The following is a 14,622-nucleotide window of genomic DNA, read 5'->3' on the forward strand; positions in this document are numbered from 1 at the left end:
CGCCGCCACCGCCGCCGCCACCGGCGACGATCGGCATCTCGCCGCTCGACCCGGTGTAGGGCGGGGGCAGCGGGATCGGGGCGCCCTGGGCGGTCATCACCACCGCCGGCGTGGTCGTGGTGACGGTCCGCGTGACGACGCAGCGCAGCCGCCGCGACGCGCCGCTGCCGACATAGCTGCGGGTGACGGTGGTGCCGGGCTTGGCGCGGGCGCAGACCGGGGCGGCGACCGCCACCTTCTTGCGGACGACACGCTTCTGCGCGACTCGCGGCTTGGCGACCTTGCTCGAGTAGATCCGCTTGGCTTGCGCCTGCTCGGCGACATGCACCGCGCCACCGCCGACCAGAGCCCCCCCTGCGGCGCAGGCGCAAAGTTTGGCGAGAGCCATCCGTACCGACATCGTCCAACTCTTCCGTTCAGTTCGGCTTGCCGCGGAGCGCAGCATCCACCGACGCATTGGCTAAAAGGGCAGAACAAACCGTTAAGTGCAACCAAGTTAACCATGGTTTGCTGTCCAGAATCAGAAAAACGTCGGCTCCTGTGCTCGAAATCATGATTAATGTTCTATTTTCGGACAGTTTTGGATGACGTTTCTGCTGTCCGACACGCCCCCGCGTTGATGAACGCGAGGCGACCGATCCGTTCAACCTGCCGAAATTCCCAGCGAGATAGAGGGGATAGCGTCGGGCACGGCCGCAATCGTTCCCTTGTCGGGGGCGGCGGCTTTGCCTATAGGCGCGGCGGGGAAAAAGGCGGTCTGTCGGAGCGTCGACGCGCTCGGACAGGCTGGCGTGGAGAGTGTGGATGGCCACTGTTCTAGATCAGTCGGGCGATTTCGAGGCCTGGCGCGTACCGGCGAATGACGAAATCGACGGATATCGGCCAAGCGCCGACGAGCCGTTCATGAATCCGCGGCAACAGGAATATTTCCGCGCGAAGCTCAATATCTGGAAGGAAGCGATCTATCGCGAGGCGCAGGGCACGCTTTCGCAGCTCCAGACCGATTCGCTGCGTGAAGCCGATCTGGCCGATCGCGCGACCAGCGAGACCGACTGGTCGATCGAACTGCGCACCCGCGATCGCCAGCGCAAGCTGATCGCCAAGATCGACGCCGCGCTGCGCCGGATCGACGACGGCGAATATGGCTATTGCGAGGTGACCGGCGAACCGATCGCGCTGGGCCGGCTGGAGGCGCGCCCGATCGCGACGATGACGGTCGAGGCCCAGGAAAAGCACGAGCGCAACGAGCGGGTCTCGCGCGAGGACTGAGCTGGCCGGGGTCCGGGCCGGTTTTGGGACACGGCCGGGAACCCGGCGCCCGGTTAACGCTTTGGAAGGCGATCCGTGGTGTAACGCGGGGACGCGTCACCAATACCGTTTAGCTGGACCGAGTTCATCGATGGACCGACTTTCATACGATTCGCTGGTTTCCGCCGCATCCGATGATACGTCGGCGCAGCGCAGCGGCGCGCGCGACAGCCTGCTGCTCGCCGCCGCGCTACGGCTGACCGGGCTGGCCGAGCCGGTCCAGGTCCGCGTGCGCAATCTGTCTTCGGGCGGGTTGATGGCGGAATATGCCGGGCTGGTGAACGTCGGCGACGTCGTCGAGATCGAGGTGCGCGGGCTGGGCTGGGTGCGTGGCCGGATCGCCTGGGCGACCGATGGGCGGATCGGCATGGCCTTTGACAAAGCGATCGATCCCAAGGCGGCGCGCAAGCCCGTCGGCACGGGCCGGAAGAATGTGTCGACGACCGCGTTTCCGCGACGCTGACGGCAATTTCAGGTCTGGTGGTCGATAACGGGGCGGGAGGGGACTCCCCCTCCGGCCCCTTGATCGGGATCAGGAAGGCGACAGTTCTTCCTTGACGCGCAGCTTGCGGCGCTTCAGGTCAGCGATCACCAGCCGGTCGGGCGCGGGGCGCGCCTGTTCTACGGCAATCCTGCTGTCGAGCGAGGCGTGCTTCGCCTCGAGTGCAGAGATGTGCGCGGTCTGCATGGATGTTATCCTCCTTGCCAGGTTGCTGGGCCGATCAATAGATCATGCTTCCGCGCGCTTGTCGCGGGCCATTTTCAGTGCAATCGATAGAGCGTGTGGTTTTCGGCGGCAGGCCGATCGGGAGGGACACGGGGAGTGGACGAGGCCGAGATTACCCGCCGGATCGAATATCTTCGCGTCGCCCACCGCGACATGGACGACGCCATCACCGCGCTCGGCGGCAGTGCCGCGCCCGACCAGCTTCAGATCGCCCGGCTGAAACGCAACAAGCTGCGGCTGCGCGACGAGATCGCGCTGCTGGAGGACCAGCTGATCCCCGACATCATCGCCTGAACCGCCCCGCCGTCGCACAGGCGCGCCGGATTGGGACGGGATTCGTCGATTAACCACATAAGCCTCTTGCATGGCTTGCGGTTCGTGGCACCGTGGCGCGATGGGGGACAACAATATCCAATTGCGCCGGCGCCTGGTCGACACGCTCTATGTCGAATCGATGCTGCTCGCCGATGAGGCGCGCGGCTATTTCGACGATGCGGGGCGCGGCGACCGCGACATGCTCGACGGGCTGTCGCGCGTGGTGTTCTCATGCGAATCGATGAAGGTGACGACGCGGCTGATGCACGTCATCGCCTGGCTGCTGACCCAGCGCGCGGTGCTGGCGGGCGAATTGCGCGCGCACGACGCGCTCGATCCCTCGCGCCGGCTGGGCGACGCGCCCGAAAGCGAGGACGCGGTGATCGATACCATGCCCGATGCGGCGCGGATCCTGATCGTCGCCAGCATCGACCTGCATCGGCGCGTCGGCCGCTTCGATCGCGCGCAGGGAGAGCCGGTGCTGACCGTCAGTCCGGCCCGCGCGATGATCGACCGGCTGGCGCTGTCGTTCTGATTCCGGCAGTTCCACGTCGTCAGGCGGCATGACGGCCATCTGCGATGACACCGGTTTCAGCCATGCGTCATTGCGAGCGTAGCGGACCAATCCGGGTCGCGCGTCGACGGATCGCTTCGCGCCTCTGGCGATGACGATTCACGCGGTGGTCGTCCGGGGTCAGGCGCCGGCGATCCGCGCCTTTGCCGCCAGATACTCCGCCTCCAGCCGGTCGACGCGCGCGGCGACGCTTTCCACCGCGTGAACCGCGCCGATCCCCTGGCCCGATCCCCAGATATCCTTCCACGCCTTGGCTTCGCGGTTGCCGCCGAAATTCATCGTCGAAAGATCGCCTTCGGGCAGGTTGTCGGGATCCATCCCCGCGGCCTCGATCGACGCGCGCAGGTAATTCCCATGCACGCCGGTGAACAGGTTGGAATAGACGATGTCCGACGCGCGGCCCTCGACGATGCCGTTCTTGTACGCATCGACCGCATTGGCTTCCTCGGTCGCGATGAACGGCGACCCGATATAGGCGAGGTCGGCGCCGCACGCCTGCGCCGCCAGCACCGCGCCGCCGTTGGCGATCGCGCCCGACAGCGCCAGCGGGCCGTCGAACCATTCACGGATTTCCTGGACGAAGGCGAAAGGATTGAGCCGCCCGGCGTGGCCGCCCGCGCCGGTACACACCGCGATCAGCCCGTCGGCGCCCTTTTCCACCGCCTTGTGCGCGAACTGATCGTTGATCACGTCGTGCAGCGTGATCCCGCCCCAGCCGTGGACGGCGGTGTTCAGTTCCTCGCGCGCGCCCAGCGAGGTGATGATGATCGGCACCTGCCATTTGGCGCACGTCGCCAGGTCCGCCTCCAGCCGGTCGTTGGAGCGGTGGACGATCTGGTTGACCGCGAACGGCGCCGCCGGCCGATCGGGGTTGTCGCGGTTCCACGCCGCCAGTTCCTCGGTGATCCGGTGCAGCCATTCGTCGAGCAGCGCCTGCGGCCGCGCGTTGAGCGCCGGAAACGACCCGACGATGCCCGCCTTGCACTGGGCGATGACCAGTTCGGGGCCAGAGACGATGAACAGCGGCGAGCCGATGACGGGCAACCGCAGGCGGTCGAAGATCGAGGGCAGGGACATGCCCAGTTTCATAGCGCAACTGAAACGATAGTCCAGACAGGCGATCGCCCGGCTGGTGTGGCGCGGATGCAATTGCGCGCGTCGGCAAATCGGCGCAGGAAACGCGATATAGTGTATCGAGAGGCTATCCGATGAAGTTCCAGGCAGTTACCGCCCTTTTGCTGACCGTATCGGCGCCGGCCATGGCCGCCGGAGAGTTGCCGCGCACGGTGCTGCCGGTCGCCTATGACATTCGCGTCGAGCCCGATGCCGCCGCGATGACCTTTACCGGCAGCGAGACGATCGACGTCGATGTGAAACAGGCGACTTCGACGATCGTGCTGAACGCCGCGGAGTTGAACATCTCCAGCGCCACGTTCGACGGTGCCGCCGCGAAATTCGCCACGGACGAGGCGGCGCAGACGCTGACCGTGACCCTGCCCAAACCGGCGAGTGTCGGCCGCCACAAGCTGGCATTCGCCTGGAAGGGCAAGATCAACACCTCTGCCGCCGGCTTCTTCGCCATAGATTATTCCGACGACGACGGCACCAAGCAGCGGATGCTCGCCACCCAGTTCGAGGCACCGGACGCACGCCGGTTCGCACCGATGTGGGATGAGCCGTCGTTCAAGGCGAAGTTCACGCTGTCGGCGGTCGCGCCCAGGGGGCAGACCGCCTTTTCCAACATGCCGGCGGCCCCGGTCGCGCAGATCAGCGGCGGCAAGCAGCTCTATCGATTTGGCGAGACGCCGGTGATGTCGAGCTATCTCCTGTTCCTCGGCATCGGCGATGTCGAGCGCAAGACGGTGATGGCCGGCCAGACAGAGATCGGCGTGATCACCCGGCGCGGCGTGGTCGATCAGGGCGATTACGCGCTGAAGGCGGCCAAGGACCTGTTCGCCTATTACAACGACTATTTCGGCCAGCCCTATCCGCTGCCAAAGCTCGACATGATCGCCGGGCCGGGCAGCAGCCAGTTCTTTGGCGCGATGGAGAATTGGGGGGCGATCTTCTACTTCGAGCCCGAATTGCTGTTCGATGCCAAGCGCGCGACCGTCAGCAACCAGCAGCGCATCTACACCGTCGTCGCGCACGAGATGGCGCACCAGTGGTTCGGCGACCTCGTCACCATGCGCTGGTGGGACGACCTGTGGCTGAACGAAGGCTTCGCGTCGTGGATGGAGGGCAAGGCGACCGGCGATCTCAACCCCGACTGGCACCTCGATGCCGCGGCGGTGGCGACCGATCGGGAGAGCGCGATGCGTCTGGACGCGGTGGCGACCTCCCACCCGATCATCCGCAAGGTCGAGACCGTCGACCAGATCGGCGAGGCATTCGACGCGATCACCTATGAAAAGGGCCAGCAGGTCATCAACATGCTGGAATCGACCGTCGGTGCCGATCCGTTCCGCGACGGGGTGCGCCGCTACATGGCGCGCTACAAGCACGGCAACACCGTCACCGATCAGCTGTGGGCGGAGATTTCGGCAGCGGCGGGGCATGACGTCGCGCCGATGATGCATGATTTCACCCTTCAGGCCGGCGTGCCGCTGGTCAGCGTCGCCGGGGCGGCGTGCGTGGGCGGCAAGACCAATGCGCGCTTCAGCCAGACCCGATTCGGCTTGGACGACGCGTCGAAGGCGGCGACCGACTGGCGGGTGCCGGTGACCCTTTCCGCCGGCGGCACGGTGGCGAGCGCGACGGTGCGCGGGGCGTCGCCCCAGCCGGCGAGCGTCGACGGCTGCGGCACGCTGGTCATCAATCCGGGCAAGCGCGGCTATTACCGCACGCGCTATGACGCCGCCGGCCACGCCGCGATCGTGCGCGGTTTCGGCACCCTCGCGGTCGCCGATCAGCTCGGCACGCTCGCCGACGACCTCGCGCTCGGCATGTCGGGCGACCAGGATCTGGCGCGCTGGTTCGAGACGGTCGGCGTGGTCAAGCGCGACGCCGATCCGCTGGTGTGGTCGCTGGTGCTCGGCCAGGTCGGCCGCGTCGGCGATCTCTACGATGGCACGCCGCTTGGCGAGCGGTATCGCGCAAAGGCCATGGGGCTGATCGCACCGGCGATGGATCGGTTCGGGCTGGAACCCAGGGGCGACGACACGCCGCTGGTCACAAATCTGCGCGAATTGCTGGTCGGCGCGCTGGGCAGCACCGGCGACGCGACCGTGCTGGCGGCGGCGCGCGGCTATTTCGGCAAGCTCAAAGGCGATTCGAGCGCGATTCCTCCGTCGATCCGCCGCCCGATGCTGCGCACCTACGCGCTGAACGCTACACCGGCCGAATGGGACGCGCTGCTGGCGTTGACCCGCGCGGAGACGTCGCCGGTGGTGCGCACCGGCTATATCAGCCTGCTGGGCGTGGCGCGCGACGATGCGCTGGCGAAGCGCGCGCTCGATCTGGTCAAGGCGGACGAGTTCACCGCACCGCAGCGCGCCAGCCTGCTCGCGGCGATCGCCTCCGGCCATCCCGACCTCGCGTTCGATTTCGCGGTGGCCAATGCCGATCTGGTCAACGGCCTGCTCGAGACGAGCACGCGGTCGTCGTTCATCGTCGGGCTCGCCGCCGGATCGAACGACCCGGCGATGATCGGCCGGGTCGAGGCGTGGGCGGCGAAGAACCTGCCCGAAGGATCGCGCGGCCCCGCGTTGCGCACGGTCACCGCGATCAAGAACCGCGCGACCTATGCGGATCGCTTGCGGCCCGCAGTGACGGCCTGGGCCGGGAACTAATCGACGCGCTTCAGGCCGGCGGCGAACGCGTCGGCGCGATGCGCGTAGTGGAGGGCGGAGGCGCGCAGCGTCGCCTGTGCCGCATCGTCGAGCGCGCGGACCGCGCGCGCCGGCGCGCCGACGATCAGCTGGCGGGGGGCAAAGACCTTGCCCTCCGTCACCAGCGCGCCGGCGCCGACGATGCAGCCCTCGCCGATCACCGCGCGGTTGAGGATGATCGCGCCCATGCCGATCAGCGCCCCCGCGCCGATCGTGCAGCCGTGCAGCATCACTTGGTGCCCGATCGTCACATCCTCGCCGATCGTCAGCGGCGCGCCGGGATCGGAATGGAGCACCGAACCTTCTTGCACGTTGCTGCGCGCGCCGATCACGATCGGGGTGTTGTCGGCGCGGATCGCCGAGCCGAACCACACGCTGGCCTGTTCCCCCAGCTGGACGTCGCCGATCAGGTCGGCGCTGGGCGCGACCCAGGCGCCGGGAGCGAGCGAGGGGCGCTGGCCGTTGAATTCGTAGAGCGGCATGTGATCGACTCCGTGCGTTTCGATCACCGTGGCCGATGACGGCGATGCGGGCAACGCTTCCGCCGCCGACGCGAACGAGGGGAGGAAGGGCGATGCACGAGCGCGACAAGGAGCTGGCGGCGCTGGCCGCGCTCGATGAGGTGCGGCCGGGCATGGTGGTCGGGCTGGGGACCGGATCGACCGCCGCCCATGTGATCCGCCATCTGGGCGAGCGGGTGCGTGGCGGGCTGGCGGTGACGGCGGTCGCCACCTCGCATGCCAGTGAGGCGATGGCGCGTGCGGCGGGGATAACGCTGCGCGATTTCGCCGACCTGTCCGACGTCGATCTGGCGATCGACGGCGCCGATGAGATCGACGACGGCCTGCGCTGCATCAAGGGCGCGGGGGGCGCGATGCTGCGCGAAAAGATCGTCGCCACCGCCGCGCGGCGGATGGTGGTGGTCGCCGATGGCTCGAAGCGGGTCGCGGCGCTGGGCCGCGCGCCGGTGCCGGTCGAGGTGCTGCCGTTCGCGCTGGCTTTCGCGCGCGCGCGGCTGGAGGCACTGGGCGCGCGGGTGACGCTGCGGATGGCGGTGGCGACACCCTATCGTACCGACCAGGGCAATCCGGTGCTCGACTGCGCCTTTCCCGCCTTGCCCGATCCGGCGGCGATCGCCGCGATCCCCGGCGTGCTCGGCCACGGCCTGTTCCTGACCGAGGTCGATGCGGCGTGGATCGCCACCGACGGGACGGTGACCCGGCTCGAACGTCAGGGTTAATCTGGCCATCCGCCGCATCGGGCTGCAACCCGGCGGCGCCGTTGGCGTTGGACCGGCAGAACGGAGCCATGCCATGTCCGATGCCCAAGCCGATCCCCAGCTCCGCGAGGATGGGTCGCTGCGCCGGCTGACCATCGACACGATCCGCACGCTGGCGATGGATGCGGTGCAAAAGGCCAATTCTGGCCACCCCGGCACGCCGATGGCGCTGGCGCCGGTCGGCTACACCTTGTGGTCGCAATTCCTGCGGACCGATCCGGCCGCGCCCGACTGGCCGAACCGTGACCGTTTCGTGCTGTCGGTCGGCCATGCGTCGATGCTGCTCTACGCGCTGCTGCACCTCGCCGGGGTCGAGGAGGTCGATCGCGACGGCAACAAGACGGGAAAGCCCGCGATCGGGCTGAACGACATCGAGAATTTCCGCCAGCTGGGCTCAAAGACGCCCGGTCACCCCGAGTACCGCCACACCACCGGCGTCGAGACCACCACCGGGCCGCTGGGGCAGGGGTGCGGCAATTCGGTAGGCATGGCGATCGCCGAACGCTGGCTCGCGGCGCGGTTCAACCGCGACGGCTTCCCGCTGTTCGACCACGACGTCTACGCGCTGTGCGGCGACGGCGACATGATGGAGGGGGTGTCGAGCGAGGCTGCCAGCCTGGCCGGGCATCTCAAGCTGTCGAATCTGTGCTGGGTCTATGACAGCAACCATATCTCGATCGAGGGCAGCACGGCGCTGGCGTTCGACGAGGATGTCGGGCTGCGTTTCCAGGCCTATGGCTGGAATGTCATCCATGTCGATGACGCCAATGACTGCGACGCGCTGGCGGGCGCCTTCGCAGCGTTCCGCGCCACCGTCGACCGCCCGACCTTCATCGTCGTCCATTCGGTGATCGGATATGGGTCCCCCCGCGCCGGCAGCGAGAAAGCGCACGGCGAGCCGCTGGGCGAGGACAATGTCCGCGCCACCAAGCGCGCCTACGGCTGGCCGGAGGACGCGCAGTTCCTGGTTCCGGACGGCGTTCTGGACCATTTTCGCGACGCTATCGCCGGCCGCGGGCGACCGTTGCGGCAGGCGTGGGAGGCGATGCTGGCGCGCTACCATGATGCCCATCCCGGACCCGCCCGCGAATTGGACCAGCTGCTCGCCAATCAGCTCCCCGACGGATGGGACCGCGACCTGCCGGCGTTTCCGGTCGACGAGAAGGGGCTGGCGACGCGCGATTCGGCGGGCAAGATCGAGAACGCCCTTGCCGCGCACGTACCCTGGCTGATCGGCGGATCGGCCGACCTCGCGCCCTCCACCAAGACGCTTATCGCCGGCGGGGCATCGTTCGAAGCCGACGATTATGGCGGGTGCAACTTCCATTTCGGTGTGCGCGAACACGCCATGGGCGCGGTGGTCAACGGCATGGCGCTGTCGCATCTGCGGCCGTTCGGCGCGACCTTTCTGGTGTTCGCCGACTATATGCGCGCACCGATCCGGCTGTCGGCGATCATGGAGCTGCCGGCGGTCTGGGTGTTCACCCACGATTCGATCGGGGTGGGGGAGGACGGGCCGACCCACCAGCCGATCGAGCACCTCGCCACATTGCGCGCGATCCCCGGCCTCGACACGATCCGCCCCGGCGACGCCAATGAGGCGCGGGTGGCATGGGCGGCGGCGGTGGCCGCGCCCGATCACCCGACCGCGCTGATCCTGTCGCGGCAGGCGATGCCTACGCTCGATCGGACCGGCCTGGCGCCGGCGGAGGGGCTGCTGAAGGGTGGGTACGTGCTGGCCGACGCGGAGGGCGGCGATCCCCAGATGGTGCTGATCGGCACCGGCAGCGAACTGGCGCTGGTCGTGGCGGCGCATGAGCGGCTGGCGGCGGCGGGCGTCCGCTCGCGGGTGGTGTCGCTGCCAAGCTGGTATCGCTTCGAGCTTCAGGACCAGGCCTACCGCGAGTCGGTGCTGCCGCCGGGTGTACCGCGGCGGCTTGCGGTCGAGCAGGGTGGCGCGATCGGCTGGGATCGCTATGTCGGCGCGGCGGGGCGAACGATCACGATGGCGACGTTCGGTGCGTCGGCGCCGCTCGCGAAATTGCAGGACAAATACGGCTTCACGGTCGACAATATCGTGAAGGTCGCAAATCACATGCTGGAGACGAAATGATGGGCCGGTTGAACGATCTGGGGAATTTGGGTCAGGCGGTATGGCTCGACTTCGTCGACCGGACCTTCCTGGCCGAGGGCGGGCTGGACAGGCTGATCGCGGATGACGGGGTGACCGGTGTCACCTCCAACCCGTCGATCTTTGAAAAGGCGATGGGCCACGGCACCGCTTACGATGACAGCCTGGCCGCGTTCGACCGCGCCAACCCCGAGGCGTCGACGCTGGCGCGGTACGAACATCTCGCCATCGAAGATATCCGCGACGCCGCCGATAGGTTGAAGCCGGTGTACGACCGACTGGACGGCAAGGACGGTTTCGTCAGCCTGGAGGTCTCGCCCTATCTTGCCAACGACACCGACGGCACGATCGAGGAAGCGGCAAAACTGTGGGCGGCGGTCGACCGGCCCAACCTGATGATCAAGATCCCCGGCACCGCGGCCGGCGTCCCCGCCATCGCCGCGACCATCGCCGCCGGGATCAACGTCAACGTCACCCTGCTGTTCTCGATCGAGGCGTACAAGGCGGTCGCGCTCGCCCACGTCGAGGGTCTGGAGGCCCGCGTCGCGCGCGGCGAGCCGATCGACGGCATCGCCGGGGTCGCCAGCTTCTTCGTCAGCCGCATCGACGCGACCATCGACAAGGCGATCGACGATCGCGTCGCACAGGGCGACGCCGACGCCGACGCGCTCGCCGCGCTGAAGGGCAAGGTGGCGATCGCCAACGCCAAGATGGCCTATCAATGGTATCTCGACTTCATCCAGTCCGAACGCTGGCAGGCGCTGGCGGCAAAGGGGGCGAAGCCGCAGCGGCTGTTGTGGGCGTCGACCGGGACCAAGAACCCCGCCTATCCCGACACGCTGTACATCGACACGCTGATCGGCCGCGATACGGTCAACACCGTGCCGCCCAAGACGCTCGACGCCTTCCGGGACCGCGGCACCGCGGCGGAGACGCTGACCGCCGACATCCCCGCGGCGACTCAGGTGCTGGCCGACGCGCTGCGGCTCGGGCTCGACCTTGACGGCGTGACCGAACGGCTGGTCGAGGACGGGGTGCAGCAATTCTCCGACGCGTTCGACACGCTGCTCGGCGCGATCGCGGCGAAGCATCCGCATATCGCCTGATCGCCCCAGTCACCCCCGCGGAGAATGCCATGCGCGTTGGAATGATCGGCCTGGGCCGGATGGGCGCCAACATCGCCCGCCGGCTGATGGAGCACGGCCACGAACTGGTGGTCTATGACCGCGCCGCCGACGCGGTGGCCGACGTCGTCAAGGATGGCGCGGTGGGGGCGGCAGACCTGGCCGACCTCAAGTCGAAGCTGTCGCAGCCGGCGATCTTCTGGGTGATGCTGCCCGCCGGCGATCCGACCGAGAGCACGGTCGAGGCGATCGCCGCGCTGGCCGATCCCGGCGACATCGTCATCGACGGCGGAAACAGCTTCTACAAGGACGATATCCGCCGCGCGAAGGCGCTGGCCGCGCGCGGGGTACGTTACGTCGATGTCGGCACCTCGGGCGGCGTGTGGGGGCTGGAGCGCGGTTATTGCATGATGATCGGCGGCGAAAAGGACGCGGTCGACCTGCTCGATCCGATCTTCGACGCCATGGCGCCGGGGGTCGGCATGATCCCGCGCACTGTGGGCCGCGAGCGTTTCGATCCGCGCGCGGAAAAGGGCTATATCCACGCCGGCCCGGCCGGTGCCGGCCATTTCGTCAAGATGGTCCACAACGGCATCGAATACGGGTTGATGCAGGCCTATGCCGAGGGCTTCGACGTCCTCTCGTCCAAGGCGTCGGACAAGCTGCCGGAGGAGGAGCGGTTCGACATCAACCTGACCGACGTCGCGGAGGTGTGGCGGCGCGGCAGCGTGATCTCGTCATGGCTGCTCGATCTGTGCGCGATCGCGCTGGCGAAGGATCAGGGGCTCGATCAGTTTTCCGGCCATGTCGCGGATTCGGGCGAGGGGCATTGGACGGTCGAGGCGGCGATGGAGATGGCGGTGCCGGTCAACGTGCTGTCCGCCGCGCTGTTCTCGCGCTATCGCAGCCGCGTCGATCACACGTTCGGCGACAAATTGCTTTCGGCGATGCGCTTCGGTTTTGGCGGGCACGTCGAGATCCCGCAGTGAACGACGCCGTCCGGCTGCTGGTATCGGACGTCGATGGAACGCTGGTCGATCGGGCGAAGCGATTGACCCCCGCCACCATCGCGGCGGTCCGGCAACTGGCGCCGGCCGGAATCGCCTTCACCATCATCAGCGCGCGACCGCGATCGGGGATGATACCGATCGCCGACGCGCTGGCGATCGACGCGCCGATGGCGGCATTCAACGGCGGCATCGTGTTTCGCCGCGACGGAACGGTGATCGCACACCACCGCATCGCGCCCGATGTGGCGCGCGGGGTGTTCGCGCTGGCCGACGGGCTGGCGGTCGACCGCTGGCTGTTCGCCGAGGATCGCTGGCTCGCCAGCACCGATCTCGGTCCACACGTGGCGCAAGAACGGATCGCCTCGGCTCAGGCGCCGGTAGTGACCGACGATTTCGCCGCCTTCCACGACCGCGCCGACAAGATTACTTTCGTCAGCGACGATGCCGCAATGCTGCGCGATCTGGCGGCGCGGGCGATCGCGGTGTTCGGTGCGGAGGCGACGATCGCGCAGTCGCAGCCCTATTACCTCGACATCACCGCCCGACGCGCGAACAAGGGCGACGGGGTGGCCGCGCTGGCGGAACTGGCCGGGGTGCCGCTGTCGGCGACCGCCGCGATCGGCGATCAGGCCAACGACCTGCCGATGCTGGCGCGGGTCGGGGTGTCGATCGCGATGGGCAATGCGCCTGATACGGTCCGTGCCGCCGCCTCTCGCGTCACCGGCTGGAACGATGCGGAAGGGGTGGCGCAGGCGATCCGGGAAATCGTCGGCACGCGGTAAGGTCGACGGGGCAGCATTTTTTGCCGCAAGCGGCGGTTACGAATGCCGCCCGAAATGAGAAGGGCGCCCCCCGGCATGACCGGGAGACGCCCTTCGGAAACCCTTGGTCCGGGCGACGGATCGCCCGGTCGCCGGATCAGTTTGCGTTCGCAGCAGCGTCCGCAACGTTGTCGGCGGCGTCGTGCAGCGCGTCGGCAGCGTTCTCGACGATCGCGCTCGTCTCGTTGGTCGTGGCGTCGGCCAGCGCGTCGAGGTTGTCGGCAGTTTCCTCGACCGCGTTCGCGGTCGCGTCGACGGTCGCTTCGTTCGCGGCCGGGGTCGACGGGTTGCACGCGGCCAGGGACATCAGGCCGGCGGCAGCAGCGACAATGAGAACCTTCTTCATTAGTTGCTCCCAAGCAATATGGTTCGCGGCCGGCCCGATTGCCGACGCGAAGCTGCCGCAATAACGGGTGGAATGAAGGCGTCAACGCCCAAATTCATCGGGCAGCAAGGTTTGGTCACGGATTTTCGTCGTTTCATCCGTCTTGATCTGCCTTAATTGTCTGGCTTCGGCGTCACCTTGCCGATCTCTTCTGGCGCATCGGCGACCACCGCGAGCATCGTCGTCCACGCCGCCACATTCTGCCGCAGCTGGACCGGATCGATGCGATCAAGCGTGTCTTCGGGCGTGTGGTGCCAGTCGAAATAGCGCAGGCCCGACTGGTTGAGATCGACCGCCGCGACCCCGCCGTTCAGGATCGGGCCGATATCGGTGCCGTCGCCGCCGATACCGCTGCCGCGCGTGATTCCCAGCGGCGCCAGCGCCGTCGCCAGCCGGTCCGCGACCGGCTTGGCGCTGTCGGGCAAATTGACCTCGAACCGCCAGATCGCGTCGGCGCCGAAGTCGCTTTCGCTGGCGGTGGCATGGCGTTCCCCGGCGTGCGCCTCGGCATAGGCGCGGCCGCCAAAGCCGCCGGGTTCCTCCGCGCCGAACCACACCACGCGGATCGTCCGGCGCGGCTGGCGGCCCGAATCCATGATCCGCTTCGCCGCCGCCGTGGTGATGCCCAGCCCGGACGCATCGTCGATCGCACCGGTGCCCAGATCCCAGCTGTCGAGGTGGCCACCGATCAGCACGATGCCCGCATCGGGATCGCTGCCCGGCACTTCCGCGATGACGTTGCCTGATTCGCCGGTGCCGACGAAGCGTGGGGTCAGCACCAGTTTCAGCGTGATCGGCCCGGTGGCACGGGCGAACATCCGCTCCAGATTCTCGGCATCGGCGACCGACAGCGCCGCCGCCGGGATCGGCGCGACGCCCTTGGCGAAATTGGTGCCGCCGACGTGCGGCCCGCGCCCGTGATCGGTGCCGATCGAGCGGATGACGGCGGCCACCGCGCCCTTGGTCGCGGCGATGCTCGGGCCGACGAAGCGCGCCATGCCATAGGCGCCATAGCTCGACCCGTCCTGCGTCGGCGCCATCTGGTTGGAGACGAAGGCGATCTTGCCCTTCAGGCTGCCGTCGGGCGCGGCGAGCAGGTCGCGGAAGGTGGGGAAATA

General features: G+C 67.8%; 15 protein-coding genes and 1 pseudogene. 10 read left to right on the forward strand and 6 right to left on the reverse strand.

The genetic code is table 11. From position 1 onward, the window contains the following. A pseudogene (locus tag VNR91_RS07155) lies at positions 1-400 on the reverse strand (hypothetical protein); the annotation flags it as partial. A 404-nt stretch (positions 401-804) separates the two neighbouring features. Between VNR91_RS07155 and dksA the strand changes: the two are divergent. Together dksA and VNR91_RS07165 are read left to right on the forward strand one after the other, a co-directional pair. Then, positions 805-1,269 carry an RNA polymerase-binding protein DksA gene (dksA, locus tag VNR91_RS07160; protein ID WP_325490085.1) on the forward strand — a complete coding sequence of 155 codons (465 nt, stop codon included), beginning with the start codon at positions 805-807 and terminating at the stop codon, positions 1,267-1,269. Between the two features lie 130 nt (positions 1,270-1,399). Beyond that, the gene (locus tag VNR91_RS07165) at positions 1,400-1,771 is read left to right on the forward strand and encodes a PilZ domain-containing protein (RefSeq protein WP_325490086.1); all 372 of its coding nucleotides are present in this window, start codon (positions 1,400-1,402) and stop codon (positions 1,769-1,771) included. 69 nt (positions 1,772-1,840) lie between these two features. Here the strand turns inward: VNR91_RS07165 and VNR91_RS07170 are convergent, their stop codons facing one another. Continuing rightward, the gene (locus VNR91_RS07170) at positions 1,841-1,996 is read right to left on the reverse strand and encodes a YdcH family protein (RefSeq protein WP_325490087.1); all 156 of its coding nucleotides are present in this window, start codon (positions 1,994-1,996) and stop codon (positions 1,841-1,843) included. A 135-nt stretch (positions 1,997-2,131) separates the two neighbouring features. Here VNR91_RS07170 and VNR91_RS07175 point away from each other — a divergent pair, with 135 nt between their 5' ends. Then, the gene (locus VNR91_RS07175; RefSeq protein ID WP_325490088.1) at positions 2,132-2,329 is read left to right on the forward strand and encodes a YdcH family protein; all 198 of its coding nucleotides are present in this window, start codon (positions 2,132-2,134) and stop codon (positions 2,327-2,329) included. Between the two features lie 100 nt (positions 2,330-2,429). Then, on the forward strand, positions 2,430-2,885 hold the full coding sequence (locus VNR91_RS07180; protein WP_325490089.1) for a DUF1465 family protein: 456 nt from the start codon (positions 2,430-2,432) through the stop codon (positions 2,883-2,885). Between the two features lie 159 nt (positions 2,886-3,044). Here the strand turns inward: VNR91_RS07180 and VNR91_RS07185 are convergent, their stop codons facing one another. After that, on the reverse strand, positions 3,045-4,001 hold the full coding sequence (locus tag VNR91_RS07185; protein WP_325490090.1) for a nitronate monooxygenase family protein: 957 nt from the start codon (positions 3,999-4,001) through the stop codon (positions 3,045-3,047). A 131-nt stretch (positions 4,002-4,132) separates the two neighbouring features. Between VNR91_RS07185 and VNR91_RS07190 the strand changes: the two genes are divergently transcribed. After that, positions 4,133-6,715, forward strand: coding sequence for a M1 family metallopeptidase (locus VNR91_RS07190; RefSeq protein WP_325490091.1), 2,583 nt, complete (start codon positions 4,133-4,135; stop codon positions 6,713-6,715). On the opposite strand, the gene VNR91_RS07195 is transcribed toward VNR91_RS07190, so the two are convergent. Beyond that, complete coding sequence (locus VNR91_RS07195; protein WP_325490098.1) at positions 6,712-7,236, reverse strand: gamma carbonic anhydrase family protein; 525 nt, start codon at positions 7,234-7,236, stop codon at positions 6,712-6,714. The two genes, VNR91_RS07190 and VNR91_RS07195, sit on opposite strands and share 4 nt — an antisense overlap. Positions 7,237-7,328: 92 nt before the next feature. Between VNR91_RS07195 and rpiA the strand changes: the two genes are divergently transcribed. The 5 genes from rpiA to VNR91_RS07220 all read left to right on the forward strand — a co-directional run bounded on the left by rpiA (position 7,329) and on the right by VNR91_RS07220 (position 13,080). Beyond that, positions 7,329-7,994 (forward strand): ribose-5-phosphate isomerase RpiA, encoded by a 666-nt coding sequence (gene rpiA, locus VNR91_RS07200; RefSeq protein WP_325490092.1) that lies wholly within the window; start codon positions 7,329-7,331, stop codon positions 7,992-7,994. A gap of 73 nt (positions 7,995-8,067) precedes the next feature. Further along, positions 8,068-10,146: a transketolase gene (gene tkt, locus VNR91_RS07205; protein ID WP_325490093.1), complete on the forward strand. Its 2,079-nt coding sequence runs from the start codon at positions 8,068-8,070 to the stop codon at positions 10,144-10,146. Beyond that, positions 10,146-11,270, forward strand: a complete 1,125-nt coding sequence (tal, locus tag VNR91_RS07210) for a transaldolase (RefSeq protein WP_325490099.1) — start codon at positions 10,146-10,148, stop codon at positions 11,268-11,270. The genes tkt and tal overlap by 1 nt, the downstream gene beginning before the upstream one ends. Before the next feature lie 29 nt (positions 11,271-11,299). Continuing rightward, positions 11,300-12,277, forward strand: coding sequence for a phosphogluconate dehydrogenase (NAD(+)-dependent, decarboxylating) (gnd, locus tag VNR91_RS07215; RefSeq protein ID WP_325490094.1), 978 nt, complete (start codon positions 11,300-11,302; stop codon positions 12,275-12,277). Beyond that, positions 12,274-13,080 (forward strand): Cof-type HAD-IIB family hydrolase, encoded by an 807-nt coding sequence (locus VNR91_RS07220; protein WP_325490095.1) that lies wholly within the window; start codon positions 12,274-12,276, stop codon positions 13,078-13,080. Before gnd ends, VNR91_RS07220 begins: the two co-directional genes overlap by 4 nt. A 136-nt stretch (positions 13,081-13,216) precedes the next feature. Here VNR91_RS07220 and VNR91_RS07225 read toward each other — a convergent pair whose 3' ends face one another. Then, positions 13,217-13,465: a hypothetical protein gene (locus VNR91_RS07225; protein ID WP_325490096.1), complete on the reverse strand. Its 249-nt coding sequence runs from the start codon at positions 13,463-13,465 to the stop codon at positions 13,217-13,219. A gap of 152 nt (positions 13,466-13,617) precedes the next feature. After that, positions 13,618-14,622 (reverse strand): M20/M25/M40 family metallo-hydrolase (locus VNR91_RS07230; protein ID WP_325490097.1); only part of this gene is annotated, 1,005 nt, incomplete at its 5' end.

This window comes from Sphingomonas sp., from assembly GCF_035555815.1.
Classification (GTDB): Bacteria; Pseudomonadota; Alphaproteobacteria; order Sphingomonadales; family Sphingomonadaceae; genus Sphingomonas.

Coding starts and splice junctions, on each gene's coding strand:
- dksA (WP_325490085.1), top strand. CDS start 805: ATGGCCACTGTTCTAGATCAGTCGGGCGATTTCGAGGCCTGGCGCGTA.
- VNR91_RS07165 (WP_325490086.1), top strand. CDS start 1,400: ATGGACCGACTTTCATACGATTCGCTGGTTTCCGCCGCATCCGATGAT.
- VNR91_RS07170 (WP_325490087.1), bottom strand. CDS start 1,996: ATGCAGACCGCGCACATCTCTGCACTCGAGGCGAAGCACGCCTCGCTC.
- VNR91_RS07180 (WP_325490089.1), top strand. CDS start 2,430: ATGGGGGACAACAATATCCAATTGCGCCGGCGCCTGGTCGACACGCTC.
- VNR91_RS07185 (WP_325490090.1), bottom strand. CDS start 4,001: ATGTCCCTGCCCTCGATCTTCGACCGCCTGCGGTTGCCCGTCATCGGC.
- VNR91_RS07190 (WP_325490091.1), top strand. CDS start 4,133: ATGAAGTTCCAGGCAGTTACCGCCCTTTTGCTGACCGTATCGGCGCCG.
- VNR91_RS07195 (WP_325490098.1), bottom strand. CDS start 7,236: ATGCCGCTCTACGAATTCAACGGCCAGCGCCCCTCGCTCGCTCCCGGC.
- rpiA (WP_325490092.1), top strand. CDS start 7,329: ATGCACGAGCGCGACAAGGAGCTGGCGGCGCTGGCCGCGCTCGATGAG.
- tkt (WP_325490093.1), top strand. CDS start 8,068: ATGTCCGATGCCCAAGCCGATCCCCAGCTCCGCGAGGATGGGTCGCTG.
- tal (WP_325490099.1), top strand. CDS start 10,146: ATGGGCCGGTTGAACGATCTGGGGAATTTGGGTCAGGCGGTATGGCTC.
- gnd (WP_325490094.1), top strand. CDS start 11,300: ATGCGCGTTGGAATGATCGGCCTGGGCCGGATGGGCGCCAACATCGCC.
- VNR91_RS07225 (WP_325490096.1), bottom strand. CDS start 13,465: ATGAAGAAGGTTCTCATTGTCGCTGCTGCCGCCGGCCTGATGTCCCTG.